General features: G+C 42.1%; 23 protein-coding genes. 11 read left to right on the top strand and 12 right to left on the bottom strand.

Annotation, left to right across the window (positions count from 1 at the left end; all coding sequences use genetic code 11):
• Positions 1–264 precede the first annotated feature (264 nt).
• Positions 265–480 carry a hypothetical protein gene (locus tag M1F97_RS04890; protein WP_125394977.1) on the bottom strand — a complete coding sequence of 72 codons (216 nt, stop codon included), beginning with the start codon at positions 478–480 and terminating at the stop codon, positions 265–267.
• Between the two features lie 291 nt (positions 481–771).
• Between M1F97_RS04890 and M1F97_RS04885 the strand changes: the two genes are divergently transcribed.
• Together M1F97_RS04885 and rnjA are read left to right on the top strand one after the other, a co-directional pair.
• Positions 772–1,005, top strand: a complete 234-nt coding sequence (locus M1F97_RS04885) for a DNA-dependent RNA polymerase subunit epsilon (RefSeq protein ID WP_000639585.1) — start codon at positions 772–774, stop codon at positions 1,003–1,005.
• A 1-nt stretch (position 1,006) separates the two neighbouring features.
• A complete protein-coding gene (gene rnjA, locus M1F97_RS04880) occupies positions 1,007–2,689 on the top strand; it encodes a ribonuclease J1 (protein WP_247944389.1) in 1,683 nt (560 codons plus the stop codon).
• Between the two features lie 36 nt (positions 2,690–2,725).
• Here the strand turns inward: rnjA and mnmG are convergent, their stop codons facing one another.
• From mnmG to M1F97_RS04840, 8 genes are all read right to left on the bottom strand, one after another.
• Positions 2,726–4,639: a tRNA uridine-5-carboxymethylaminomethyl(34) synthesis enzyme MnmG gene (gene mnmG / locus M1F97_RS04875; RefSeq protein ID WP_247944388.1), complete on the bottom strand. Its 1,914-nt coding sequence runs from the start codon at positions 4,637–4,639 to the stop codon at positions 2,726–2,728.
• Positions 4,629–5,060, bottom strand: a complete 432-nt coding sequence (locus tag M1F97_RS04870) for an NUDIX hydrolase (RefSeq protein ID WP_129326095.1) — start codon at positions 5,058–5,060, stop codon at positions 4,629–4,631. The genes mnmG and M1F97_RS04870 overlap by 11 nt, the downstream gene beginning before the upstream one ends.
• 8 nt (positions 5,061–5,068) lie before the next feature.
• Positions 5,069–5,524, bottom strand: a complete 456-nt coding sequence (locus tag M1F97_RS04865) for an NUDIX hydrolase (RefSeq protein WP_164979001.1) — start codon at positions 5,522–5,524, stop codon at positions 5,069–5,071.
• Between the two features lie 140 nt (positions 5,525–5,664).
• Positions 5,665–6,786: a tRNA 2-thiouridine(34) synthase MnmA gene (mnmA, locus tag M1F97_RS04860; protein WP_247944387.1), complete on the bottom strand. Its 1,122-nt coding sequence runs from the start codon at positions 6,784–6,786 to the stop codon at positions 5,665–5,667.
• A gap of 160 nt (positions 6,787–6,946) precedes the next feature.
• The gene (gene argH, locus M1F97_RS04855) at positions 6,947–8,338 is read right to left on the bottom strand and encodes an argininosuccinate lyase (protein WP_247944386.1); all 1,392 of its coding nucleotides are present in this window, start codon (positions 8,336–8,338) and stop codon (positions 6,947–6,949) included.
• Between the two features lie 27 nt (positions 8,339–8,365).
• A complete protein-coding gene (locus tag M1F97_RS04850) occupies positions 8,366–9,562 on the bottom strand; it encodes an argininosuccinate synthase (RefSeq protein ID WP_247944385.1) in 1,197 nt (398 codons plus the stop codon).
• Positions 9,563–9,577: 15 nt separating this feature from the next.
• On the bottom strand, positions 9,578–10,384 hold the full coding sequence (locus tag M1F97_RS04845; protein ID WP_247944384.1) for an ABC transporter substrate-binding protein: 807 nt from the start codon (positions 10,382–10,384) through the stop codon (positions 9,578–9,580).
• 275 nt (positions 10,385–10,659) lie between these two features.
• On the bottom strand, positions 10,660–11,286 hold the full coding sequence (locus M1F97_RS04840) for a LysM peptidoglycan-binding domain-containing protein (RefSeq protein ID WP_247944383.1): 627 nt from the start codon (positions 11,284–11,286) through the stop codon (positions 10,660–10,662).
• Positions 11,287–11,526: 240 nt separating this feature from the next.
• Here M1F97_RS04840 and sdaAB point away from each other — a divergent pair, with 240 nt between their 5' ends.
• The 3 genes from sdaAB to M1F97_RS04825 are packed head-to-tail and all read left to right on the top strand — an operon-like array spanning position 11,527 to position 13,730.
• On the top strand, positions 11,527–12,198 hold the full coding sequence (gene sdaAB / locus M1F97_RS04835; protein ID WP_000555875.1) for an L-serine ammonia-lyase, iron-sulfur-dependent subunit beta: 672 nt from the start codon (positions 11,527–11,529) through the stop codon (positions 12,196–12,198).
• An 8-nt stretch (positions 12,199–12,206) separates the two neighbouring features.
• Positions 12,207–13,079 carry an L-serine ammonia-lyase, iron-sulfur-dependent, subunit alpha gene (sdaAA, locus tag M1F97_RS04830; RefSeq protein ID WP_247944382.1) on the top strand — a complete coding sequence of 291 codons (873 nt, stop codon included), beginning with the start codon at positions 12,207–12,209 and terminating at the stop codon, positions 13,077–13,079.
• A 21-nt stretch (positions 13,080–13,100) separates the two neighbouring features.
• Positions 13,101–13,730, top strand: coding sequence for an HAD-IA family hydrolase (locus M1F97_RS04825; RefSeq protein ID WP_247944381.1), 630 nt, complete (start codon positions 13,101–13,103; stop codon positions 13,728–13,730).
• Positions 13,731–13,825: 95 nt separating this feature from the next.
• On the opposite strand, the gene M1F97_RS04820 is transcribed toward M1F97_RS04825, so the two are convergent.
• Together M1F97_RS04820 and M1F97_RS04815 are read right to left on the bottom strand one after the other, a co-directional pair.
• Positions 13,826–15,676, bottom strand: a complete 1,851-nt coding sequence (locus M1F97_RS04820; protein WP_247944380.1) for a nucleoside-diphosphate sugar epimerase/dehydratase — start codon at positions 15,674–15,676, stop codon at positions 13,826–13,828.
• Positions 15,677–15,757: 81 nt separating this feature from the next.
• The gene (locus M1F97_RS04815) at positions 15,758–16,588 is read right to left on the bottom strand and encodes a glycosyltransferase (RefSeq protein ID WP_247944379.1); all 831 of its coding nucleotides are present in this window, start codon (positions 16,586–16,588) and stop codon (positions 15,758–15,760) included.
• Positions 16,589–16,810: 222 nt separating this feature from the next.
• Between M1F97_RS04815 and M1F97_RS04810 the strand changes: the two genes are divergently transcribed.
• From M1F97_RS04810 to M1F97_RS04785, 6 genes are all read left to right on the top strand, one after another.
• Complete coding sequence (locus M1F97_RS04810) at positions 16,811–17,977, top strand: CynX/NimT family MFS transporter (protein ID WP_247944378.1); 1,167 nt, start codon at positions 16,811–16,813, stop codon at positions 17,975–17,977.
• 203 nt (positions 17,978–18,180) lie between these two features.
• A complete protein-coding gene (locus M1F97_RS04805; RefSeq protein WP_247944377.1) occupies positions 18,181–20,604 on the top strand; it encodes a hypothetical protein in 2,424 nt (807 codons plus the stop codon).
• A gap of 155 nt (positions 20,605–20,759) precedes the next feature.
• Positions 20,760–21,086: a PadR family transcriptional regulator gene (locus tag M1F97_RS04800; RefSeq protein ID WP_000273860.1), complete on the top strand. Its 327-nt coding sequence runs from the start codon at positions 20,760–20,762 to the stop codon at positions 21,084–21,086.
• Complete coding sequence (locus tag M1F97_RS04795; protein ID WP_247944376.1) at positions 21,073–21,666, top strand: DUF1700 domain-containing protein; 594 nt, start codon at positions 21,073–21,075, stop codon at positions 21,664–21,666. Before M1F97_RS04800 ends, M1F97_RS04795 begins: the two co-directional genes overlap by 14 nt.
• The gene (locus M1F97_RS04790; RefSeq protein WP_247944375.1) at positions 21,659–22,591 is read left to right on the top strand and encodes a DUF4097 family beta strand repeat-containing protein; all 933 of its coding nucleotides are present in this window, start codon (positions 21,659–21,661) and stop codon (positions 22,589–22,591) included. Before M1F97_RS04795 ends, M1F97_RS04790 begins: the two co-directional genes overlap by 8 nt.
• 62 nt (positions 22,592–22,653) lie before the next feature.
• A complete protein-coding gene (locus tag M1F97_RS04785) occupies positions 22,654–23,616 on the top strand; it encodes a DUF6574 domain-containing protein (RefSeq protein WP_247944374.1) in 963 nt (320 codons plus the stop codon).
• Positions 23,617–23,678: 62 nt separating this feature from the next.
• Here the strand turns inward: M1F97_RS04785 and M1F97_RS04780 are convergent, their stop codons facing one another.
• Entirely contained in the window at positions 23,679–24,539 is an 861-nt protein-coding gene (locus M1F97_RS04780) for a DUF4299 family protein (protein ID WP_247944373.1), read from the bottom strand.
• Positions 24,540–24,600: the final 61 nt, after the last annotated feature.

Here is a 24,600-nt window from a genome sequence, read left to right as displayed (position 1 = left end):
TAGATAAAAGGCACATTTTTAGAAGGGTTAACTTTTTTCTCTTCTTCGGCTATAGCCTGCTCTATCTTCTAAATGATTTAAACATAACTAGGATCTCCTTACCAGTTGATTTATCGGTTTGCATTGTTTTCTTTTTATGTTTCAATTCGATTTTCGATGCGAGAAATCATCATCGTAACAATAAAGAGCTCATCTAAAAATAGAAAAATCCGCCCCATCTATCAAGACGAGGTGGATTTTCTTATATTAGATGAATAATTAAGTTTAAGCATTTAAACCGAAGTGAAAAACAAACCAGACAACATAGGTGACAAGAAGCAGAAATATAGAGTAGAGTGTTACAAAGGTCAGCTTCCAAAGGAATTTTGTTTTTCGGTGCTCTAGATATGTAAAAATAAGATTTCCTCCATAAACACAAGCTACAAAGACTACAAACATCAAGAGGCGAACCCCAATCGCAAATTCAAACAAACTAAACATCCTTAATCCTCCTTGTTTTAAAAGCTATAGGGAACGTTCCCATCTATAATTTTCCCCTTCTCCTTCCATTATAACACCTTATCGCTATCCGACCAAATCCTACCTGTCTTTTTACTCCTTCTTCCCCTCACGACTTTCTCATTTTCCGTCTTTTACTAATTTTTCATTTTGTGGTATAATTGAAATAATTGTAACGAATCAAGGTCAATCTAGACACAAAATGGAATGAAATCAAGCAAATCTCTACTAAAAGTTTGGAATAAGCTGACCTGTAAAATAGAAAGGAACTATATGATTTACAAAGTTTTTTATCAAGAAACAAAAGAACGTAGCCCACGTCGTGAAACAACACGCTCACTTTACCTAGACATCGATGCCAGCTCAGAACTTGAGGGCCGTATCGCTGCTCGCCAACTTGTCGAAGAAAACCGCCCAGAGTACAACATCGAATTCATCGAACTCTTGTCTGACAAATTGCTAGATTACGAAAAAGAAACTGGCGCTTTCGAAATCACGGAGTTCTAATATGGCCTACACTCTTAAACCTGAAGAAGTCGGCGTTTTTGCCATCGGTGGTCTGGGAGAAATCGGGAAAAACACTTACGGAATTGAATACCAAGACGAGATTATCATTGTCGATGCTGGGATTAAATTTCCAGAAGATGACTTGCTGGGTATCGACTATGTCATTCCTGATTACTCTTACATCGTGGACAATATCGACCACGTCAAGGCTGTCTTAATCACACACGGACACGAGGATCACATTGGTGGGATTCCCTTCCTGCTCAAGCAAGCAAATGTCCCTATCTACGCTGGACCACTTGCCTTAGCTTTGATCCGTGGAAAACTCGAAGAACACGGTCTCTTGCGCAACGCCAAACTTTACGAAATCAACCACAACACTGAGTTGACCTTTAAAAATCTCAAGGCAACTTTCTTTAGAACCACCCACTCTATTCCAGAGCCTTTGGGGATTGTCATTCATACCCCTCAAGGAAAAATCGTCTGTACGGGTGACTTTAAGTTTGACTTTACTCCAGTTGGAGAACCTGCAGACCTGCACCGTATGGCTGCCCTTGGGGAGGAAGGTGTGCTCTGTCTCCTCTCTGACTCGACAAATGCAGAAGTGCCAACCTTTACCAACTCTGAAAAAGTCGTTGGTCAGTCTATCATGAAGATCATTCAAGGTATTGAAGGACGTATCATCTTTGCATCCTTTGCCTCAAACATCTTCCGTCTCCAGCAGGCAACGGATGCCGCTGTTAAGACTGGACGTAAGATTGCGGTCTTTGGACGTTCCATGGAAAAAGCCATTGTCAACGGAATCGAACTTGGCTACATCAAAGCTCCTAAGGGAACCTTTATCGAACCAAATGAAATCAAAGACTATCCTGCAGGCGAGGTCCTTATCCTCTGTACAGGTAGTCAGGGTGAGCCTATGGCAGCCCTCTCTCGTATCGCTAACGGAACTCACCGTCAGGTGCAACTCCAACCCGGTGATACCGTTATCTTCTCTTCTAGCCCAATCCCTGGAAACACCACTAGCGTCAACAAGCTGATTAACATCATTTCTGAAGCTGGTGTCGAAGTTATCCACGGTAAAATCAACAACATCCACACCTCTGGACACGGTGGTCAGCAAGAGCAAAAACTCATGCTCCGCTTGATCAAGCCAAAATACTTCATGCCTGTCCACGGTGAATACCGCATGCAGAAAGTCCACGCTGGACTAGCAGTGGATACTGGTGTTGAAAAGGACAATATCTTTATCATGAGCAATGGTGATGTCCTTGCCCTTACTGCTAATTCTGCTCGTATCGCAGGCCATTTCAACGCTCAAGACATCTATGTTGATGGAAATCGTATCGGTGAAATCGGTGCGGCTGTCCTCAAAGACCGTCGTGATCTATCTGAAGATGGTGTCGTTCTAGCAGTCGCAACTGTTGACTTCAAATCTAAAATGATCTTGTCTGGTCCAGATATCCTCAGCCGAGGTTTTGTTTACATGCGAGAGTCTGGAGACTTGATTCGCCAAAGCCAGCGTATCCTCTTCAATGCAATTCGTATCGCACTGAAGAACAAAGATGCTAGCGTGCAGTCTGTCAATGGTGCCATCGTCAACGCCATTCGTCCTTTCCTCTATGAAAATACAGAACGTGAACCGATTATCATCCCGATGATCCTCACACCAGACGAAGAAGAATAAATCAACAAAACAGCTCCGTCTTCGGAGCTGTTTTTTCTATGCTTTCTTTTCTTGATTTTTAGAAATACTACGATTTTTACCTTCCAAATACACCATCAAAATAGAAATATCTGCTGGATTTACTCCCGAAATACGGCTTGCTTGGCCGATAGTTTCTGGATTGATGAGTTTGAACTTCTGACGGGCTTCTGTCGCAATCGAGTCAATATCATCCCAGTCGATATTGGCTGGAATCCGTTTTTCTTCCATGCGTTTCATCTTGGCAACCTGATCCATGGCTTTGGAAATATAGCCTTCGTACTTGATCTCTGTTTCAATCAATTCGATAATCTTGTCATCCAAGTCCTCGGCAGCTGGCCCTATGAAGGCCACCACATCTTGGTAAGAAACTTCTGGACGGCGAAGGAATTCCTTGGCTGTAACCGCATCTGTCAACGGCTTGAAGCCCATCTCCTCAACCTTAGCATTAGTTTCCTTGACTGGCTTGAGTTTGATGCTGTCGAGACGCTTCATCTCATTGTCAAATTGATTTTTCTTGATTTCAAAACGAGCCCAGCGTTCATCATCCACAAGCCCAATCTCGCGTCCCATCTCTGTCAAACGCATATCGGCATTGTCATGACGGAGGATGAGGCGGTATTCAGCTCGACTGGTCAAGAGACGGTAGGGTTCAATGGTTCCCTTGGTCACCAAGTCATCAATCATGACCCCAATATAGCCGTCGCTGCGCTTCAAAATCAACTCAGGCTTGCCTTGGATTTTTAGAGCCGCATTGATACCCGCGATAATCCCTTGGCCAGCAGCTTCTTCGTAACCTGACGTTCCATTTGTCTGACCAGCTGTGAAAAGTCCTGAGATTTTCTTGGTTTCCAAAGTCGCACGCAACTGGTGTGGCAAGACCATGTCGTACTCAATGGCATAACCTGTTCGCATCATCTCTGCATTTTCCAACCCTTTGATAGAATGAACCAAGTCACGTTGGACATCCTCAGGTAAACTGGTTGAAAGACCCTGGACATAGACTTCCTCTGTATTGCGTCCTTCTGGCTCAAGGAAGAGTTGGTGACGTTCCTTGTCCGCAAAGCGAACAATCTTGTCCTCAATCGACGGACAGTAACGAGGTCCCACACCCTTAACCACACCTGTAAACATAGGCGCACGATGGAGGTTATTTTGGATAATTTCATGACTGGTACCATTGGTATAGGTCAACCAGCATGGCACTTGATCCTTGACATAGTCCTCATCACGTGAAGTATATGAGAAGTGATTTGGCGCTTCGTCCCCTGGCTGAATCTCTGTCACGTCGTAATTGATAGAAGAAGCCTTGACACGTGGAGGGGTTCCTGTCTTGAAACGACCGATTTCGAGGCCCAGTTCCTTGAGATTATCAGCTAGGTTAATCGAAGCCAGACTGTGGTTAGGACCTGACGAATACTTGAGGTCTCCGATTATGATTTCCCCACGGAGTGCAGTCCCTGTCGTCACGATAACAGCCTTGACAGCATACTCTTGATGGGTCGCTGTACGAACACCGACAACCTTGCCATCTTCCACCAAAATCTCATCAATCATGGTTTGACGAAGGGTCAGATTCTCTTGATTTTCAACTGTCTTGCGCATCTCCTTAGAGTAAAGCTCCTTGTCAGCTTGCGCACGAAGGGCACGGACAGCTGGCCCTTTCCCTGTGTTGAGCATCTTCATCTGGATGTAAGTTTTGTCAATGTTCTTGGCCATTTCCCCACCAAGTGCATCCACTTCACGCACGACAATCCCCTTGGCAGAACCACCGATAGAAGGGTTACAAGGCATGAAAGCCAGCATTTCAATGTTGATGGTCGCAAGCAAGACCTTACAACCCATACGGCTGGCAGCCAAGGAAGCCTCGACCCCAGCGTGCCCCGCACCGATTACAATAATATCGTATTCTTCTGTAAAATTATAAGTCATTTCTTAACCTTTCAAAAATTTCTCGCAAATAAGGAACTAACTTCTCCTCCTCTAGAGCTTGATCCATAGTAACCCATTTAAAGTGTGTATGCTCTTCAGGATCTAATCTGATAATTGGCTTCTCCTCAACCCACTCTGCTTTATAAACTAAGCGAGTAAAGACCGTATCCTTAGAGGTATCCAGTTGACTATCTTCGTGAAGAAGTTTGAGCGAACTGCTATCTAGCCTAACTCCCGCTTCTTCAATGCATTCTCTAAGAGCTCCATCTCGCGGAAGTTCACCCTTTTCAACCCCGCCACCAGGAATATCCCAGTAAGTCGGATAAACGTTGGGTTCTCCTCTTTTAATTTCCGAACGCTGAATGAGTAAATAATCACCACCACTATGAACAAGTACATGGGCAATAAGCTTAACCATCATTTTCTCTCCTATTCTTCAAGATGAATGTGTTTTAGTTGGTCGTCCCAATTTGGTAGGGCTGTTTTTAAAAAGGCTGGAACTAGCTGGATATTCTGGAGCTGATCCAAATCAATCCACTCACAAGGCTGCGGTTTTTCGTCTTCCTGCATGGTCAACGGGGCATCCTCCAGCAAGTCTACCAAATAATGAAATTCGATGTTGTGATAGGAAACACCGTCTTGTTCAAAACGATTCTCAACTACAAAGGCTAGTCGCCCAGCTTGAGCTTTGACACCTAGTTCTTCCCTCACTTCACGGACTATCGCTTCTTCCGTGCTTTCATTGACTTGGATCGCACCACCAATAGTGTAAAAGTAATCGCCTTCTTTTGTAACCAAAAGCTGATTATTTTGAACAATCAAGGCTGTCGCCCGAACACCAAAGACCGTGTTCCCCACTTTGGTCCGAAAGTCTTGTTGAGTCATTTTTATCCTTTCCCTTAAACGACACAAAAACAGTCAAAACTCCAAAGAAGTGCAGGACAAAAAAGCCTGCAACATCCATGAGCTTTGACCATCATTTCTATTGCTTTTATTATTGTAGCAAATTGAGAAAATTTGTCAATCTAAATGTACTGACAAATCTGTCCGCCGCGGTAGGCATTGTCAATCAAACCGCCACCGAGACACTCTTCGCCATCGTAAAAGACAACTACCTGTCCTGGTGTGATGGCGCGTTGCGGTTCCGCAAAGATGACCTCTGCCTTATCTCTTTTGACATGTACTGTCACCTTAGAATCAGGCTGACGGTAGCGGAATTTTGCTGTGCATTCTAGAGTAAATTCCTCTGGCATCTCACGAGTAAAGTGGACTTGACTGGCCTCTAGACTGGTTGACATGAGCGAATCATGGTAGAATCCTTGTCCGACATAGAGGATATTTTGGCTCAAATCTTTTCCGACAACGAACCACGGTGCATTATCACCGCCGTGTTGGCCACCGATACCAAGTCCGCCACGCTGACCGATTGTATAATACATCAGACCTGCATGTTCACCCATATCGCGACCATCCACAGTCATCATGCGACCTGGCTGGGCTGGTAGGTAATTGCTGAGAAAGTTTTTAAAGTTCTTTTCGCCGATAAAGCAAATTCCTGTCGAGTCTTTCTTCTTAGCAGTCGCAAGGCCTGCTTCTTCTGCTAGTTTTCGTACTTCAGGCTTTTCCAAATGCCCCAGTGGGAACATGGTTTTTTGGAGTTGTTCTTGCGAAAGTTGACTGAGGAAATAGGTCTGATCCTTGCCATTGTCCACGCCACGAAGCATGTGAACGATGCCATCCTCATCACGCGCCACACGAGCATAGTGCCCAGTCGCCACATAGTCTGCCCCCAAGGTCATAGCATAGTCCAGAAAGGCCTTGAACTTGATTTCCTTGTTGCACATAACATCTGGATTTGGCGTGCGCCCTGCACGGTATTCCGCTAGGAAATACTCAAAAACGCGGTCCCAGTACTCTTTTTCAAAATTGACAGAGTAGTAGGGAATGCCGATCTGGTCTGCCACCGCAGCCACATCCTTGTAATCTTCGGTCGCCGTACAGACGCCGTTTTCATCTGTGTCATCCCAGTTCTTCATGAAGATGCCGATTACATCGTAGCCCTGCTCCTTGAGCAAAAGAGCCGTCACCGACGAATCAACACCACCACTCATCCCCACAACAACACGTGTTTTAGAGTTATCACTCATGGTAAGTCTCCCATCTATTCGTTTATTCACGATTGAAGGTCGTGTGTGCTTCACGATTGAAGGTCGCTTGAGCAGTATTCATTATAACACGCTTGGTTAGAGAAGACAAGAAAGAGGCTGATAAATCATCTCAACCTCTCTTTCTTACTTTGCAAACGAATCAATTTTCCCCCTTAAGTTCTTTCTTCGCTTGTTCTATCTGGTATTTCACTTGCTCAAAGCCGGTTCCTCCTAAGGAATTCCGTCTCTGAACAGCGGTTTCTGGGCGCAAGTAGATATAAATATCCTCTTCAATCAAGGGATGGTAGACTTGCAACTCCTCCAAATCCCAATCTTGGATGTTTTTACCATGCTTGATAGAGTCTAGAACCAATTTCCCTACAATTTCATGCGCTTCTCTAAAAGGGAGGCCTTTTTCAGCCAAATAATCTGCCAGTTCGGTCGCATTCGAAAAATCATTCTCTGTAGATTGCTGCATTTTGGCCTTATTAACCTGCATGCTCGATAGCATACCTGCCAACACATCCAGAGAATTCAAAATCGTGTCTACTGTATCAAACATGCCTTCCTTGTCCTCTTGCAAATCCTTATTGTAAGCCAGAGGCAAAGATTTCATGACGGTCAATAGTCCAAGCAAGTGCCCGTAAACCCGTCCTGTCTTCCCTCGAATCAATTCGGCCATATCAGGATTTTTCTTCTGGGGCATGATAGATGAACCTGTTGAAAAGCTATCAGACAAGCTAATGTACTGATACTCAAAACTACACCAATTGATGATTTCCTCACAAAAACGACTCATATGCATCATCAAAATGCTAGCATTTGACAGGAATTCCAAGATAAAATCACGGTCACTCACGGCATCCAAGGAATTGGTATAGGGTTGTTGGAAGCCCAATAAATCACTCGATAATTGACGATTGATTGGAAAAGTTGTCCCCGCTAAGGCAGCCGCACCCAGTGGAGATAGGTCCGTATGTTTCAAGTTAAATGCGAATCGCTCGCTGTCCCTTTGGAACATATTGTAATAAGCCATGAGATGGTGGGCAAAGCTAATCGGTTGGGCGTGTTGCAAATGGGTATAGCCTGGCATGATGGTTTCCACATGTTTTTCAGCCAAATCCAGCAAAACACTGTTCAGATTCGCCAACTTATCCAAGACATGGCCAAGCTGCTCCTTTAGATATAAGTGCATATCCGTTGCGACTTGGTCATTCCGAGAACGAGCCGTATGTAGTTTTCCAGCCAGAGGACCGATTTTCTCTGTCAGTAACACTTCCATATTCATATGAATATCTTCATTTGCAATATCAAAATGAAGCTCTCCTGCCTCTAAATCTCGCAACAAAGCTTTCAGACCATCTTGGATCTGCTCTGTCTCTTCCAAGCTCAAAATGCCAGTCTGTCCTAGCATTTGAACATGGGCTAGGGAACCCATCAAATCAAATTTTGCCAGCTGGTAGTCAAAGGAAATACTCGCACCGAACTGTTCTACCCAATCTTCCACAGTGCCTTCAAATCGACCACCCCATAATTTTGTATTTTTCGACATATCCTGTCGTCCCTTTCTATCGCGTCACTACTCAACATTTTTCTGAACTTCTGAATAAACCTTAGTCGGAAGCCCCCAAAGCTTGATAAATCCAACAGCAGCATCTTGGTCAAAGGTATCCGCACTAGTATAAGTCGCCAAATTTTCATCGTAAAGAGAATTTGGAGATTTCCGAGCCACTACCTGAGCGTTTCCCTTATAGAGTTTAACTTTTGCAGTTCCATTGACAACTTTCTGTGTCTCCTTGATATAGGCAATCAAAGCCTGAGTTGCTGGGCTAAACCACAAGGCATTATAGATGAGATTGGACAACTCATTTTCGATAATAGGTTTGAAATGAGCCACTTCTCTCACGAGAGTCAAGTCTTCAATCTCCTTATGAGCTGCCAATAAAGTCACAGCACCTGGACACTCATAAATCTCTCTTGACTTAATACCGACTAGGCGATTTTCCACATGGTCAATACGACCAACACCGTGTTTGCCTGCAATTTCATTTAGCTTTTGAATCAAATCAGCCACTTTCATCTTCTCACCATTGAGGGAGATTGGCACCCCGCAGCTAAACTCAATATCAATAAATTCTGGACTGTCTGGTGCCTCTTCTGGAGAAGATGTGATTCCAAATGCTTCTTCTGGTGCTTGGTTCCAAGGGTTTTCCAAAACACCACATTCATTTGCACGTCCCCAAAGATTTTGATCGACAGAGTAAGGATTGTCAAGGTCAGCTGGAACTGGAACGCCGTTTTCTTTGGCATATTGGATCTCTTCTTCACGAGACCATTTCCACTCACGAACAGGCGCAACCACCTTTAAATTGGGATCCAAAGCTGCAATAGAGACTTCAAACCGTACTTGGTCGTTTCCCTTACCTGTACAACCATGGGCAATTGTGGTTGCCCCCGTCTGATGAGCTATTTCAACGAGTTTTTTTGAAATAAGAGGGCGACTCAGGGCGGATACCAAGGGATACTTTTGTTCATAGTAGGCATGAGCCTGAAGGGCCACTAAAACATAGTCATTAGCAAATTCTTCCTTAACATCAATGACATAAGACTCTACAGTCCCAACCTTGAGAGCTTTATCATGGATGAACTCCAAATCTTTTCCCTCACCCACATCCATACAAACAGCGATCACATCATAGTCTTTTTTTAACCATGTAATAGCAACTGACGTATCCAATCCACCTGAATAGGCTAAAATGACTTTTTCCTTACTCATTTCTCATCCTTCTTTCTATTTTTCGATAGAGGCTTTAAAAGCATCGTCAATCAGTTTGTCCAACTCCCCAGAATCCTTCAACTTCTGGATGGTTTTGTCAACCGCCTCTTTTAATTCTTTACTGTCTTTTTTCATCGCAACAGCGTAGGAATCTTCTTTGTCATTGTCAACATCAAACTCAGCGATGGCTAGGTCTGGATTATTCTCTACATATCCTTTCGCCACTGGCTCCTCAAAGATAAGAGCATCCAGTTGCCCTGATTTCAAATCTGTTATCAAATTTCCATTTTTAGGAAGTGAAACGAGAGAAGAATTCTGCAAAGTTTCTTTGACCAAAGTCTCCTGGATAGAACCTTTCTGCGCTCCAACCTTTTTCTGAGCCAAATCCTTCACAGATTGGTAATTCGTTAATTCAGATTTTCTTACGATCACCTTATTTTTCGAAGTGTAGTAGGGAATTGAAAAATCGTAAACTTGACTTCTCTCCTCCGTTTTAGAAATACCTGATATGGCAAGATCTGCCTTACCTGAATCAAGACTAGCCAGTACATTGTCAAAACTCATTGGAGAGAATTCCACTTCCACACCTAGCTCCTTTGCGATGGCTTTAGCTAGTTCAACATCTGAACCTACAATCTGATTTTTTCCATCGACCAATTTCTGGTATTCAAATGGAGCAAACTCTGGATTCAGAGCCACCACCAATTTTCCTTTAGCTTTAATGGCTTCAACACCTTGGGACTGACTGTTACTACAAGCAAACAATAAGGGAAACATAAGCAAGCTAAACATCGCCATCAGCACCTTCTTTACTTTATTCATAGAAAACCTCCTCTTATTTTTATACTTTTAAATTGTATAAATAATACACTTCTCAAAAACATTTGTCAAGAAAAAACTGTATTTTATTTCATTTCATTCAAGAAAATTCTTATTATATGATATATTTTTACATATAATAAGCTTATTTATACTATTTGAATTTTAAAACAATTTGAAGATTTTCGTTGGAATTATACAAATAGAGCATTGCTGAAAAGATCGTTACACTTTTTATTCTAGCAAAACAAAAAAGAGTCCTAAAGGACTCTTTTTTCTTAATACCAGCCGTTGTTAAGCCAGAAGTTCTTAGCAGCAGTCCATGAACCGTAACGTCCTGCAACGTAGGCATCTGCTACACGTTCTTGGTTTTCAGCTGAGTAGTCACCGTTCAAGTATGAATCTGTCAATTGGTAACGTCCGATGTAACGTCCGTTTGTAGCTGTGTAGCTACCACCTGATTCTTTTTGAGCGATCCACTCTTTGGCTTCTGCTTCAGAACCACTTACAGTTGAAGCTGTGTAACTTTCTTCTTCATAAGAAGTGCTGTTTGTAGCAGCTGGTGCTTCGTAAGTTGTTGTTTCAGTTATTTCTTCGTAAGTCGTAGTCTCTTCGATTGTTTCTCCTGTTGCAGCTGGTGCTTCATAAGTTGTCGCAGCTGGAGCTGTCCCTTCGATGACCAAAACTTGGTCCACAAAGATCAGATGAATATCCTCTATCTTATTTTTTTCTGCTAATTTTTCAACAGTAGTATTGTACTTCTCAGCGATTTCTGAAAGAGTGTCACCTGGTTTCACTGTATAAGTGACTGTTTCATCTGCAAAAACAAGTGATGGTGCAAGGAAAGCAAGGAAAGTTGCTGCTCCTGCAAGAGTTAATTTAATTTGTTTAGTTGTTAATGTCATTTCTAAAAATTCTCCTTTTTACTATGCTTCTATCATACCGTTTGAATATTACCGTTTCTTGACGGTTTCGTGTAGAAATATTACAAAAATATTTTATATTTACTGAAACATTGATATTTTTGTCATAAAAGACAAGATTTTATACTATTTTTATCCATTTTTTCAGTTTTATAAGGGAAATAAGCACAGAACTTCATTCTTTGATATAATAGAAACAAGAATCTTTGTAAGGGGAAACAGATGCACTCACTTCGTTTTCAATCTGTCTTTGATATTATCGGCCCTGTCATGATTGGCCCATCAAGTAGCCATACAGCCGGTGCGGTTCGTATCGGAAAAATCGTGTCTTCTATCTTTGGTGATAGACCGACGGAGGTGGAATTCCAATTATTTAATTCATTTGCCAAAACCTACCGTGGTCATGGCACTGACCTTGCTCTCGTCGCTGGTATATTAGGTATGGATACGGATGATCCCGATATTCCAAATAGCTTAGAGATTGCCCATAAACGTGGTATCAAGATTGTCTGGACCATTCAGAAAGACAGCAACGCTCCTCACCCTAACACCACTAAAATTACTGTGAAGAATGAACACAAGTCCATCAGTGTGACAGGTATTTCAATCGGTGGGGGAAATATCCAAGTTACGGAACTTAACGGCTTTGCTGTCTCTCTCAACATGAACACACCAACCATTATCATCGTGCATCAGGATATTCCAGGGATGATTGCCCATGTTACAGAAGCCCTCTCTCGTTTTGATATCAATATCGCTCAGATGAATGTGACTCGGGAAAAAGCTGGAGAAAAAGCCATCATGATTATCGAAGTCGATAGTCGAAGTTGCGAAGAGGCGATTGAAGAAATCCGAAAAATCCCTCATCTCCACAATGTCAATTTCTTTAAGTAGGAGGAAATATGTTTTATTCTATCAAAGAATTGGTCGAGCAGGCGGATCTAGACTTCCAAGGAAATGTCGCCGAACTCATGATTGCAACAGAATATGAACTGACAGGCCGATGCCGAGATGAAGTTCTCCTCCTCATGGAACGCAATCTAGAAGTCATGAAAGCCTCTGTCGAGCTTGGCCTTAGTGAAAACAAATCCCGCAGTGGCCTAACAGGTGGAGATGCGGCCAAACTAGACCGCCATCTCAAAAGTGGCAAGGCCTTGTCTGACTTTACCATCCTATCAGCAGCCCGAAATGCCATCGCTGTCAATGAACACAACGCGAAGATGGGTTTGGTCTGCGCCACTCCAACCGCAGGAAGTGCTGGTTGTTTGCCAGCCGTTCTCACTGCTGCTATCCAAAAACTAGACCTTAGCCACGAAGAACAGCTCGATTTCCTCTTTGCCGCGGGTGCCTTTGGATTGGTTATCGCAAACAACGCTTCTATCTCAGGTGCTGAAGGTGGCTGTCAAGCAGAAGTCGGATCTGCCTCTGCCATGAGTGCCGCAGCCTTGACCTTGGCCGCAGGTGGGACACCCTATCAGGCTAGCCAAGCCATCGCCTTTGTCATTAAAAATATGCTGGGCCTCATCTGTGACCCTGTTGCTGGTTTGGTTGAAGTGCCCTGTGTCAAACGAAATGCCATGGGAGCCAGCTTTGCCTTTATCGCGGCAGATATGGCCTTGGCAGGTATCGAATCTAAGATCCCTGTCGATGAAGTCATCGATGCCATGTACCAAGTCGGTTCCAGCCTCCCAACTGCCTTTCGTGAAACGGCTGAAGGTGGACTCGCTACCACCCCTACTGGCCGTCGCCTACAAAAAGAAATCTTCGGCGAATAACCTCATCTAATAGGAGAAACTATGTCATCAATCTCAGCCATCTTTTTCGATCTAGACGGAACCCTGGTTGACAGTTCCATCGGGATCCACAATTCTTTTACTCATACCTTTGAACAACTGGGAGTTCCGACTCCTGATGCTAAAACCATTCGTGGTTTCATGGGCCCACCGCTTGAAACTAGTTTTGCAACGTGTCTCCCAAAGGAGCAAATCTCGGAAGCTGTTCAAACCTACCGTTCTTACTACAAGAAAAAAGGAATCCACGAAGCCCAACTCTTCCCCCGAATGACGGAATTGCTCCAAGAACTCTCGCAAACCTACCCTCTCTATATCACAACAACAAAGAATACTCCTACTGCCAAGGATATGACTGAAAATCTGGGAATCTATCATTTCTTTGACGGCATTTACGGTTCTGGTCCTGAAACACCACACAAGGCGGATGTCATCCGTTACGCCTTGAAAACGCATCAACTCCCCGCAGACAAAGTTCTCATCATTGGCGACACCAAGTTTGATATGATCGGAGCCCAAGAAACTGGCATTAAAAAGTTTGCTGTCACTTGGGGATTTGGAGAAGAGGCTGATTTACTCAGCTATCAACCCGACTGGATTGCCCATACAATCGATGATATCATCAGTCAGCTATAACAAGCTAATAGCTTCAAACTATAAAGTAAAAAGACCAAGGTTCTGTCTATACAAAACCTTGGTCTTTGATTTATGATCAATTACATGAGACACTCTTACTCAGCATGAGTTGTCTCATTCGCAAAGGAAATGATAGCTTCTTTAAGCTCATTTCCACTGAGTGAACGAAACTCTTCAATCTTTTGATTGATCGCTTCTAGAGGCATGACATTAACCTTACCAACGAAAATCTTGTCCATAACTTGGTTGTCAACCAATTCGGTCGAAACCAAGAGTTCCTCATAGAGTTTTTCACCCGGACGAATACCGACCTCAACGATTGGAATTTCACTTTCCGTGTGCCCGCTTAGAAGCACCATTTTCTTAGCCAAGTCATAGATCTTGACTGGTTTGCCCATATCAAGGATAAAGACTTCTCCGTCCTTGGCATAAGCGCCAGCATGGATTACTAGACGGCTGGCCTCTGGAATGGTCATGAAGTAACGTGTCATGCGGAAGTCTGTCACCGTTACAGGGCCACCTTCAGCAATCTGGCGTTCAAAGACAGGAATCACACTACCACGACTACCGAGAACATTCCCAAAACGGACTGCACAGTAGGTTGATTTGCTACGTTGGTTAAAGCCAGTGACAATCAACTCTGCCACACGTTTGGTTGCGCCCATAACATTTGGTGGATTGACCGCCTTGTCAGTCGAAATCATGACCATCTTAGGTACTTTGGCTGCATCAACAGCCTTGGCAACATTATAGGTTCCTAGGATATTGTTCTTGAAGGCTTCTTTTGGATTGCGTTCCATCATCGGAACATGTTTGTGGGCTGCAGCATGGTAAACGATGGCTGGTTTGTACTGTTCAAACACTTGTAGAAGACGGTCATAGTCCTGAATATCTGCAATAACAGGAACATAATCAATCCCTTGGAATGTACGGATCAATTCATGATAAACGAGGTAGATGGAGTTTTCACCATGCCCAAGCAAAATCACGCGTTCAGGATTGAAGCGACTGACCTGACGACAAATCTCCGAACCAATCGAACCACCTGCTCCTGTCACCAAGATGGTCTTGCCTGTAAGCTCTGCACCAAGACGGGATTCGTCGAGACGGATTTCCTGACGCCCCAAAAGGTCTGTGATGTCAATCTTCTGGAAACCGCTACCTGGTTGGTGAAGTCCCTGAACAACTGTTTCAACCTTGGGCATCTTGTAACATTTGATACCGAGTTTATTACACATCTGCAGGATACGTTCGTACTCTGACGGATCAAGCGAAGGGATGGCTACGATGACGCGCTCGATTTGGTGGCGTTTGGCCAATTCAGGCAGATTATCATAAGAACCCAAAACGGAAATTCCACCTAGTTTTTGTCCCTTTTTCTTTTCATCATTATCCAAAATTCCCACTAGTTCAAGCTCGCTAGTTGGATGTTGGTAGCTGTTCATAAAGAGGGCCCCACCATCACCAGCACCAATCAAGAAGGTCCGACGGTGCTCGCCATCCCCACTACCCTGCTTGCGCTTAGAATAAATCAACTGCCATGTGATACGTGGGAGCAAGATTAGGAAGGTACTCAATAAGATAAAGAGTATGATGAACCGGATAGAAAATAGAGGAAGAAAGGCGTAGCAAAGTCCGTAAGAGACAATGCTGCTGACGGTTACGCCAAAAAAGATTTTTAAGAAATCCGTAATCTTGCTGTAACGACTAATACTAGCATTGAGCCCCCAAAATCCAATCATGATTTGATAGAAGAGGAAAGCCAAACCAGTATAGATAACATAGTCCACAGGCGCTGGGTTAATCAAACCATAAAAGAGAATGTAGGACACAATGATGGAAACAACCATACTAACAATGTCAAATACACCCCAAAACACCTGTTTTTGCTGTTTATTTAAAATTTCAACCAGATCAATCACGTAATCTGTTAGTTTTTTATTCATAGGAATTTACTCTTTCTTAAAAGAATGCAAATAAATATATTGTCATTATAACATCTTTTGGCTATTTTATCTTTTACAAGCCTATTTATTTTTTCTTAATAATTTCACAAAAATAAACTGACGTACAAAACCTGGACAAAGTGCGACGACCGCCTGAATGGCAATGCTTTTCGCATATTCCATGTAGGAAATTTGCCCTCTTTCAAGCATGCGCTGACGAGCCTGACGATAGAGTTTGAGGTAGCGCAAACCACCTCGACGTTCGAACATCCCTGCACCCACACGAACCTTACACAAGATTTGATCGAGGTTTCCAGTCTTGGCTCCTGCGGCAATCATATTGAGCCAGAGGAGGTCATCTTCCATATAAAGTCCGTCTTCGTAGTTGCCTGCCTTGAGAACCATATCCTTCTTGAACATGACCGTCATATGGTTGAAGGCACTTCTCATCCTTTGGTAAGTCACAATATCTGCGTGCTGAGTTGGAACACGACGATAAGACACAATCTCGCCAGGATTGTCAATAAACTCTGCGATATGTCCACCTAAGATGTCCAGATTTTCCTCTTCCATTAGTTGGACTTGCTTTTCAAAGCGGTCAGCTACTGCTATATCATCTGTATCCATGCGAGCGATGATATCGTACTGACACTGTAACACACCGTATCGAAGAGCCAAACCTAAACCTTGATTTTCTTCTAAGGGGCAACGCTTAACTGGAATCTCTGACTGAGCTTCCACTTCATCTAGCACCTGATAGAGTTCTGGTGTGAGAGGCCCATCCTCTACGAGAACAAGCTCACTTGGTTTCAAGGTCTGGTTTTGAACACTTTTGATGGCATCTCTCAAAAATGTCGGATTTTCCTTTACATAGACCGACATCAAGACGCTGATTTTTTGCTTTTCAGACACAGTTTTTCTCCAATTTATAGATTTCCTTCCACTATTTTATCACAAAATTTCCTAGTTTCCTATTTTTATCTCAAATCAAGAAAAATTCTGGTAAAGAAATCTGTCCCCTTTCACTCTATTTTCAGTTAAATCGTTCTAGCTTTCTTAGCAGTCCTCTCCTTGACATTGTAAGAAAAAAACCTTAAAATAAGCTGTTATTAAAATCATCCATTCGAGGTTTTCATGAAAAAACGATCACTCTTTTTTGTTCTAGGAATTATCTTAATTGGGACCGTTTTACGTTCTCCTTTTACTGCTTTACCAACTATTTTAGGAGATATCGCTCAGGGACTAGGAGTCGAGGTTAGCTCTCTTGGAATTTTAACCAGTCTTCCTCTCTTGATGTTCGCTCTTTTCTCTGCTTTTGCGAGTCGCTTGGCACAAAAAATCGGGTTGGAACATCTCTTTACTTACTGTCTCCTCCTCTTAACTGTTGGCTCTGTCATTCGGATTTTCAATCTTCCCCTTCTCTATCTAGGAACCTTGATTGTCGGAGCGAGCATTGCTATTTTTAATGTTCTTCTTCCTAGTATGATTCAAGCAAATCGGCCTCAAAAAATCAGTCTCCTAACGACACTCTATGTCACTGCTATGGGGATTTCCACAGCTATTGCCTCCTATCTATCTGTCCCTATCACCCAAGCTAGTTCTTGGAAAGATCTCATCCTTGTACTCAGCATTCTCTGCTTGGTCACTCTGCTAGTCTGGTTGCCAAATCATCGTCACAATCACTATCTAGAAGGGCAGCAAGAAAAGAAATCAAAAGAAAATATTCTAAAAAACAAATCTGTCTGGGCCATCATTGTCTTTGGCGGTCTTCAGTCCTTGCTCTTTTATACAAGCATGACTTGGTTGCCAACTATGGCTATTAGTGCTGGTCTTTTTAATAGTGATGCGGCTCTCCTCGCTTCTATTTTCTCACTGATCAGCATTCCTTTTTCAATGACTGTTCCAAGTCTGACAACTCGTCTGTCAGATGATCATCGTCGAATCATGCTGGCAATTATCTCTATCGCTGGTATGATGGGAATTGCCATGCTCTTGTATCCAATCAACAACTTCCTCTACTGGTTAGTCGCTCACCTCTTAATTGGAACGGCCTGTAGCGCCCTCTTCCCCTACCTCATGGTTTGCTTTTCTCTTAAAACTAGTTCGCCTGAAAAGACAGCTCAGCTATCAGGACTAGCGCAAACAGGGGGCTACATTTTGGCGGCCTTTGGCCCTACCTTGTTTGGTTATAGTTTTGACCTTTTCCAATCTTGGATCCCAGCTGTCCTTGCTCTTCTAGCTGTTGATATCATCATGACCGTCTCGCTCTTTATGGTGGATCGGGCGGATAAGATACTTTAATTATTCTAAATTACTTCTCAGATATAAACAATGCAAAGCCAGACTCTGTCGGGCTTTTTAGGTGTTTCTAGCAACAAAAAGCACCATCCATATGTTAGCAGAAAGATGGCATTTTTGATATAATAAGATGTATAGAAACTAATTGTCATGTGAAAAATAAATTAGTTTATAAGATAGCTACTATTTTAAACGAGGTGCATAGAATGGATGAACAGAAATACAATTGGTATCTAAGTAAAGTAAAGTTAGATAAACTCGTTGACTTATCAGCCGAGGAGACAGATAGGTCTTCCTGTGAAGCTCTAGCAGAAAAGGCAAGAATAATTTATGAACAATACCCTGAATCAGAAGACATTGCGTTGCGGTATGCTCGGATTTTGGTCAATTTGTCAGTTAAACAAGTATCAGTTGAACAAGTAAATGTAAAAGAACTAGGCAAGACTGTGAATTCAGTCAAACAAATTTTTAAGCAGTTTAAGCAGTCTGAAGATATTGCTTTACGATATGTTATGGCTTTAGTTAATTTGTCAGCTAAACAGACGAAAGCTGAGCAAATTGCTGAGATTGCTAAAGAAATTAAAGAAATTTACAAAAAGTTCAATGAACCTCAGGACATTGCTTTATATTATGCTATGGCTTTAGTCAATCTATCAATCAAACAGAAGAAAGCCGAAGAAATTGTTAAAACTACTCAGAAAATTCAGGTCATATACGAAAAGTTCGAGGAGCCTGAAGATATTGCTTTATATTATACTATGGCTTTAGTAAATCTATCAGATAAACAGACGAAAGCTGAGCAAATTGCTGAAACTACTCAGAAAATTCAGGTCATATACGAAAAGTTCGAGGAGCCTGAAGATATTGCTTTATATTATACTATGGCTTTAGTAAATCTATCAGATAAACAGACGAAAGCTGAGCAAATTGCTGAAACTACTCAGAAAATTCAGGTCATATACGAAAAGTTCGAGGAGCCTGAAAACATTGCTTTATGTTATGCTATGGCTTTGTCCAATTTGTCACTTAAACAAACCAACTTAGATAAATTGAATAATATCGCTTCTAAATTAAAGAAAATAGCTTCTAATTTTGAAAAAAATGAAGATATCACTTTATGTTACGCCGAAGTTCTTACCAAAATTATCACCAAACAACAAAACGAAGATGAAAAACTTGAAATCATAGACAAACTAAAAAGATTACACAATAGATTCGTACAATCTGAAGAAATTACTGTTAAATATCTTACAGCTCGGATAGATTTGGTAAAAAATAATCAAATAGATCAATCAAATCTCCTAAACGATATCTATCAGTCACTAGAATCTATTCCGAGTATTAAAATTTTAAATATGCTCATCGAGATACTCGAAAACGAAGAACAATTTAAGCAAGATCAAGTTCAGATTTCCACTACTAATATCGTAAAAGCTCTGGATAAACTTTGTTTTGATTCATCTATTGAAGAAGGGAAAGATGAAAAAGAGAAAAATTTGCTTATTCGCACCTTAAAACTTGGTATTATCTCTGATACAAAATACGATATTTTAAAGGCCTGGATAGAATATTACGGAGAAGACTCAAAAAAAATCAATCAGTTAATTAAAATTTATACACTTGTCCAACAAATCAAGTATGAGCTTGGATTGAAGGCTGAAGACAAAAATAGAAAACTAAAATTTGGTCACTATACTTCAGGAGAAGCACTCCAAAGCATACTAGGGAAAAAAGATACAGCTCCATTCTCCATCTCAGGAAAGACACGCCTGAATAACGCCAACTATATGAACGATCCTGAAGAAGGGGTCATTCTAGAAGAAATTTTAAAATTAGAAAAACGCAATCCTTTGGAGCCTAGCTCTTGGTTTTTAATGAGTTTCACTAGCAAAACAGACGACCTAGCCATGTGGTCGCAATATGGAAATAATGCAGAAGGGGTCTGTATCGTACTAAAGGAGAATGATTTTGCTCGTTATCATTCACTTAGTGACCTTCCTTGGTATCAAAAAAACTCAGATAAACAAATCGGTCATAAAATGAAATCAAGTGTTGAAATCCAAAACGATAACTCTCTAAATGAATCCGAATCCGACAAAGAGAAGTCAACTAGAGGCAATGAAAGTGTACAAAATTATGAAGACAAACATTCTACACTGAATAATGATACGGATTATTTATATCGCGTAGCTTATGTTCATTACTACAATGACCAATTCGACATCGAAGAAAGTGAACTATTCACCAATGAAGAAGTAACGCGATTAAAAGGATTGTTAGAGGATTTAAAATCAGAATTAAGGGACCATAAAAATTCAGAGGATTCATTCTATAAAAAAACCATTGCTGACTGTATAGAAGAAATCCGCTACCTATTCAAATCGGTCGATTATAAGTATGAAGAAGAATTACGTATTTTGCAATATGCTAACCTAAGATCAGATAATGACAAGATAAAAATTGATTATTCTCCTGAATTCGGTAAACTTTATCTTGAGAGAAAAGAAAACATTCAAATCGATGAAGTCATTTTCGGTCCTAAGTTTCCAAATCCTGAATATGTAACTCCTCTATTGAAACTTTTGGATAAGGAAATTAAGTATAAGAAATCTACGATAAAATTTAGATAAAGGCTGATAAAATCCTCTAAACTTCTAGTTTTTACTAGGAGTTTTTTATATATAAAATTTTTACACATATTTCTTGACAGGGCTTTCATATTGAGATACAATATATTTGAAAAGAGTATATATAAAATTTTTATATAATATAAAGGAGGTTTCCCATGTACTTCCCAACATCCTCTGCCTTGATTGAGTTTCTCATCTTGGCTGTACTGGAGCAGGGGGATTCTTATGGTTATGAGATTAGCCAAACCATAAAACTCATCGCCAATATCAAAGAATCTACGCTCTATCCCATTCTCAAAAAATTGGAAGCCAGTGGCTTTCTCACCACCTACTCTAGAGAGTTTCAGGGGCGTATGCGCAAATACTACTCCTTGACCAATCGGGGCGTAGAGCAGCTCGTTACTCTAAAGGAAGAGTGGACGCTCTATACCGACACCGTCAACGGCATCATAGAAGGGAGTATCCGCCATGACAAGAACTGACTATCTGACTCAGTTAGAAACCTATCTCCATAAACTACCTGAAGCTGACCGCATCGAAGCCATGGACTACTTTAAGGAACTATTTGACGATGCAGGTCCAGAGGGGGAAGAGGAGCTCATCGCCAGTCTGGGAACTCCAAAAGAAGCCGCTCATGATATCCTCTCTGACCTTCTCAACAAAAAAGTCAATGAAGGTCCTGCTCAAAAGAATGATCGCCAACTCCTACACATTGCCCTTCTAGCTCTGCTAGTAGCTCCTATCGGAATTCCGGTCGGGATCGGCATCCTCATGGCAATCATCGGACTTTTTATCGCAGCGGCCGCTGTCATTCTAGCCTTCTTTACCGTCTCTGTGACGGGTATCCTGCTGGGCGGACTCTTTATCGTAGAAAGTTTTAGCATCCTAGTAGAAGCTAAATCTGCCTTTATCTTAATTTTCGGGGCTGGATTGCTTGCTATCGGTGCTTCTTCTCTTGTTCTACTGGGCATCTCCTATGTAGCTCGTTTCTTTGGGCTCCTGGTCGTTCGCTTGGTGCAATGGATTCTTAAAAAAGGAAAGAGAGGTGACAGACATGCGTAAATTGACGAAAGGATTTCTCATCTTTGGTGTGGTTTCTACAATCCTCGGTTTTATCATGATCATTGTAGGCGCCCAGTCCAATGGTATTCAAAGTTTGCTTGCCATGTCAAAAGACCCTGTCTATGACAATCGTATCGAAGAAGTGACCTTTGGAAGCGAAGTGGAAAAACTTGATTTAACCCTTGAGGAGCACAGTCTGACTATCACAGAGTCTATAGATGACAAGATCCACATCACCTATCATCCGTCAGTGTCTGGTCGTCACGATCTGACTACTGACATGAGTGACAAAACACTGACCGTCACTGACAAACAAGCCTCCCAACATCGTTTTCTCGGCTCAGGAATCGAAGGCCTACTGCGTATTGCTAGCAGTTATTCCAACCGTTTTAATGAAGTTATTCTCTCTTTACCTAAAGGGAGAACTCTGAAAGCTATCACTGTCTCAGTCAATCGTGGACAGACCTCCATCCGTCAAGCCACCCTTGAAAATGCGACGATCAAAACAAAAGGCTACCACTTAAGAATAACAGAAAGTTCTATCAAGAACAGTACACTAACGACACCTAGTATTATCAATATTTTTGATACAGAATTGACAGATAGCCAGGTCAAGACGGAGGGGGGGCATATCTATGCTGAAAATATCAAGGTCCGCGGTAAGGTTGAGCTGGACTCTCATAATGACTTAACACTCTTTCTTTCTAAGACAGAATTCGATCGTATCAATCTAGATATTTCTTCTAAGCATGGCGGTATTTATCGTAAAGCACAAAGAGAGCATCCTAAACAAAAAGAGAATGAACTTGCCAACCCCTACAAGGCAGACAAAGCAGATGTTAAGGATATGCTCATTATAAAAGCCAATCAGGATATCTATCTACCCAAGGAAGAAGAATACTCTTCTCCATCTAGAAACCATTGACAAAAACGCTTTCATCTGCTAGTCTAAAAGTAGAAAACAACCATAAAAAAGGAGGTTCCATCATGACACAAGAATGGTTTGAAAGTGCCGATCTTGAGAAGAAATCACCTCAGACGAAATCGGAAAACCAGCCCAACGAGCCTGAGACTTCAGAAACTGTGGAGACCGAACTACAAGTAAACGAAGAAACTTCTGTCTCACCTAAAGAGCTGGAAACGCATGAGGAGGAAACTCCCGAAATAATCGAGGAAACCCAAACCGAGGAAGAGGGAGAAGGGAAAGCTGAAGAGGAACGCAGCCAAGAAGACTCTGTAAAAGAGAAAAGCATCCTCAGCAAGGCTTTAGAAAGTCCCTATATCCCAGAGATTGACCCTCGTAAAACTGCCCGATTCAAAGAAGAAATCGCACTATTTTGGACTTGGCTGCTGGATGCTATCCAAGAACCAACTACTAGCAAGACTACGGACCAAAAGCATCGTTATAGTGTCTTTGCCCTGCTCACCTTGCTATCTTCGATTAACCTTTTCTTTAGTATTTACCACATCAAGCACCTCTACTATGGCTATATGATTTCTATTGCTAATGGTTCTCCTAACCAGCTCCCACCTTTAGATCTCTTTGCTGGACTTTCGATTCTGGTCGCTAGCGCTCTATTTTACTTTTCTATCATTTTGGGAGGCTTTACTGTCCGACGTGTGCTGGATCAGGAGAACGACTTCACATTCCAAGAAGCTTGCGATCGTTACAGCCGACTCTTTGCTATCCCACTTGTCCTAACAGCTCTAGCAAGTTTCTTTGCACTCTTTGGTGGCTTACGATTTGCTGGCATCCTCACTCTTCTAAGCATGGCCATCTTTGCCCTTGGAAATCTCTTTGTGATTAGCAAGCCAAGTAAGGCCAGTAGCCTCGACCCATTTTATCGTTTCTTGCTAGCTGTCTTACTTGATGGTGCTATTCTCTTACCCTTCTTCATTGCAGAGCTTGCGCTGACAGTGGACTACCTTCGCATCCTGACCTTCTTTTAACCAAAATCCCTGCCATTTGTTAATGACAGGGATTTTTATGCTTACTCTTTTTTAAACAAGGCCTACTCGATGCTTGCCAATTCCTCAAAATCTTTTCCCAAGATGGCTTGTACTTCTAGTTGATTGGTATCTAGTTGATGGTAAAATGCTGTTGGTAGTGACTCTAGAAATCTTGCATAGTCCAAGCGAGCGATGGATTCATAGTCTTCTGCTTTGGACCCATCACCAGAAATCTTCACTAGATCAATCTCCCAAACAAGTTCCTTGCCTGCCAGCTGCTCGGTATAAGGAGCTGGTACAAAGGGTTCCTTTGGCAAAATCGTCTTGACTCCCTGGGCTAGGTGGTAGATACCGTGCACCTTGCCTTGGGCGTCTGGGTAAAATTTCACACTGGCAAGGTAGGCATCAGAGCCTTGAACCTTCTTGACCAGCTCTTCAAAACGTGCCAATCCATCCTCAGCCAAAAAGCTCTCGAGGTATTCCTTGTTGAGATAGATAGGGGATAAGAGCCCTTGGCAATAGACTAGACGAGTCGCTTTATCAGCTAGATAATTCTGAACTGTTTGTCGGAAATAAGCTTCAAAATCAAACCCTTCTAGCTCTTCTACCACTTGCCCCAACTTGTTCGATAGGGCTTGGAGGAGAGCCTCTACAATCTCCCAGTCCGCTCTGGTAAGGAAGTCTGGAATCACCACTTGATAGCCTTTTCGGCTATCCGCATAGTTCACTTTGAAGAGAAATTGCGACTTACCAACAATCCCACACTCGATATACTCGAGACGATTGAGGGGCTGACGGAGATAGACGGCATCATAACTATGCGACTCCAAGCCCTCCACCAAGGCTAAGATGGACTTGGCAGTCAAGACCTCCTGTTGTCCTAGAATACTTTCTTTGTTTGGAATAAAAAATGTTTTCGCCATAACCGGCCTCCTTTGAAATCGTTTACATACAGTATACCCTATTTTCCTGAAAGATACAGAA

It is taken from the genome of Streptococcus oralis (assembly GCF_023110435.1).
GTDB classification, from domain to species: domain Bacteria; phylum Bacillota; class Bacilli; order Lactobacillales; family Streptococcaceae; genus Streptococcus; species Streptococcus oralis_CF.
The sequence above is the reverse complement of the archived record's forward strand: the minus strand, read 5'-3'. Positions and strand labels throughout refer to the sequence as shown.

Bases quoted from the DNA above. Each gene is read 5' to 3' on its own strand.
- M1F97_RS04890 (WP_125394977.1), bottom strand. From the start codon at position 480: ATGTTTAGTTTGTTTGAATTTGCGATTGGGGTTCGCCTCTTGATGTTT.
- M1F97_RS04885 (WP_000639585.1), top strand. From the start codon at position 772: ATGATTTACAAAGTTTTTTATCAAGAAACAAAAGAACGTAGCCCACGT.
- rnjA (WP_247944389.1), top strand. From the start codon at position 1,007: ATGGCCTACACTCTTAAACCTGAAGAAGTCGGCGTTTTTGCCATCGGT.
- mnmG (WP_247944388.1), bottom strand. From the start codon at position 4,639: ATGACTTATAATTTTACAGAAGAATACGATATTATTGTAATCGGTGCG.
- M1F97_RS04870 (WP_129326095.1), bottom strand. From the start codon at position 5,060: ATGATGGTTAAGCTTATTGCCCATGTACTTGTTCATAGTGGTGGTGAT.
- M1F97_RS04865 (WP_164979001.1), bottom strand. From the start codon at position 5,524: ATGACTCAACAAGACTTTCGGACCAAAGTGGGGAACACGGTCTTTGGT.
- mnmA (WP_247944387.1), bottom strand. From the start codon at position 6,786: ATGAGTGATAACTCTAAAACACGTGTTGTTGTGGGGATGAGTGGTGGT.
- argH (WP_247944386.1), bottom strand. From the start codon at position 8,338: ATGTCGAAAAATACAAAATTATGGGGTGGTCGATTTGAAGGCACTGTG.
- M1F97_RS04850 (WP_247944385.1), bottom strand. From the start codon at position 9,562: ATGAGTAAGGAAAAAGTCATTTTAGCCTATTCAGGTGGATTGGATACG.
- M1F97_RS04845 (WP_247944384.1), bottom strand. From the start codon at position 10,384: ATGAATAAAGTAAAGAAGGTGCTGATGGCGATGTTTAGCTTGCTTATG.
- M1F97_RS04840 (WP_247944383.1), bottom strand. From the start codon at position 11,286: ATGACATTAACAACTAAACAAATTAAATTAACTCTTGCAGGAGCAGCA.
- sdaAB (WP_000555875.1), top strand. From the start codon at position 11,527: ATGCACTCACTTCGTTTTCAATCTGTCTTTGATATTATCGGCCCTGTC.
- sdaAA (WP_247944382.1), top strand. From the start codon at position 12,207: ATGTTTTATTCTATCAAAGAATTGGTCGAGCAGGCGGATCTAGACTTC.
- M1F97_RS04825 (WP_247944381.1), top strand. From the start codon at position 13,101: ATGTCATCAATCTCAGCCATCTTTTTCGATCTAGACGGAACCCTGGTT.
- M1F97_RS04820 (WP_247944380.1), bottom strand. From the start codon at position 15,676: ATGAATAAAAAACTAACAGATTACGTGATTGATCTGGTTGAAATTTTA.
- M1F97_RS04810 (WP_247944378.1), top strand. From the start codon at position 16,811: ATGAAAAAACGATCACTCTTTTTTGTTCTAGGAATTATCTTAATTGGG.
- M1F97_RS04805 (WP_247944377.1), top strand. From the start codon at position 18,181: ATGGATGAACAGAAATACAATTGGTATCTAAGTAAAGTAAAGTTAGAT.
- M1F97_RS04800 (WP_000273860.1), top strand. From the start codon at position 20,760: ATGTACTTCCCAACATCCTCTGCCTTGATTGAGTTTCTCATCTTGGCT.
- M1F97_RS04795 (WP_247944376.1), top strand. From the start codon at position 21,073: ATGACAAGAACTGACTATCTGACTCAGTTAGAAACCTATCTCCATAAA.
- M1F97_RS04790 (WP_247944375.1), top strand. From the start codon at position 21,659: ATGCGTAAATTGACGAAAGGATTTCTCATCTTTGGTGTGGTTTCTACA.
- M1F97_RS04785 (WP_247944374.1), top strand. From the start codon at position 22,654: ATGACACAAGAATGGTTTGAAAGTGCCGATCTTGAGAAGAAATCACCT.
- M1F97_RS04780 (WP_247944373.1), bottom strand. From the start codon at position 24,539: ATGGCGAAAACATTTTTTATTCCAAACAAAGAAAGTATTCTAGGACAA.